The sequence below is a fragment of the Oleiphilus sp. HI0086 genome (assembly GCF_001635225.1).
On the sequence record NZ_LWFZ01001243.1, the window covers coordinates 1 to 1,119 of the forward strand.

Genomic DNA, 1,119 nt, shown 5'->3' on the forward strand with positions numbered 1-1,119 from the left:
GGCATTTAGGGCAAACATTAAGATTTTTCTCAAGCTCAGGGCCATATAAAGCAGCACTACACTTTGGGCACTTTTTCCATACGCCTTCAGGTATATTGCCTTTTGAACCCGAGTCAGAACGAATCGACTTGGGTTTAATGATGTCCAGCCAACTACTCATTTTTCTACCTACACTCGTAACTTACACATTCAAAGTAAGAGATGGATTAAGCATCCATTGCAATACGCATTGATGAAACCAAGCCCTTAACGGCCTTATTTAACGCAACTTGATCATCTTTATTTTCAGCAATCAGATTTACAATGACGCTGCCAACAATAACGCCATTAGCTAACTTGGAAACAGCAGCAGCTGACGCTGCATCTCTAATCCCAAAGCCAACCCCAACCGGGATTTGGTTATATTTTTGGATCAATGCAACCTTCTCGGCAACCTCAGTTGTACTCAGTTCAGCTGAACCGGTGACACCTTTAACGGATACGTAATATACATAGCCGCTGCTATGACGACCGATATGCTGTATTCTCTCGTCGGTAGTTGTCGGTGCGATCAGGAAGATAGAGTCCAGATCATTTTCTTTCAGAAATGGTACAAGAGATTCAGCCTCTTCAGGCGGCAAGTCGACGATTAACGCACCATCAACACCAACCTCGGCAGCTTCAATAGCAAATTTTTCGTAACCTTTAATTTCCAAGGGGTTTAGGTAGCCCATCAATACGACCGGAGTATCTTGGTCTGTTTCACGAAATTCCTTCACCATCGAAAATATATCATCAAGCGATACATTGTGTTCAAGTGCACGCTCGCAGGCTAACTGAATTACCGGGCCATCGGCCATCGGGTCGGAAAATGGCACGCCAAGCTCGATTATGTCTGCGCCAGCTTCGACTAAGGTATGCATAATCTCAACCGTTGCGCCCGGTCTAGGGTCACCGCCAGTTACGTATGGGATTAATGCTTTTTTACCTTCGGCTTGCAAGTTCTCTAATACAGATTGAATACGACTCATAACTACACCTCAATTCCATCTATGCCAGCAACGGTATGAATATCTTTATCACCACGACCTGAAAGGTTAATGATCATAATTTTATCGGATGACATCGTCGCCGCCTTTT

The 1,119-nt window shown here is 44.1% G+C and carries 1 protein-coding gene and 1 pseudogene; both read right to left on the reverse strand.

The annotated features are described in order from the left end of the window. Positions 1-160 (reverse strand): annotated as a pseudogene (locus A3756_RS21555) (acetyl-CoA carboxylase carboxyl transferase subunit beta); the annotation flags it as partial. 46 nt (positions 161-206) lie between these two features. Further along, complete coding sequence (trpA, locus tag A3756_RS21560; protein WP_068513659.1) at positions 207-1,010, reverse strand: tryptophan synthase subunit alpha; 804 nt, start codon at positions 1,008-1,010, stop codon at positions 207-209. Between the last annotated feature and the right edge of the window lie 109 nt (positions 1,011-1,119).

Bases quoted from the DNA above. Each gene is read 5' to 3' on its own strand.
- trpA (WP_068513659.1), bottom strand. From the start codon at position 1,010: ATGAGTCGTATTCAATCTGTATTAGAGAACTTGCAAGCCGAAGGTAAA.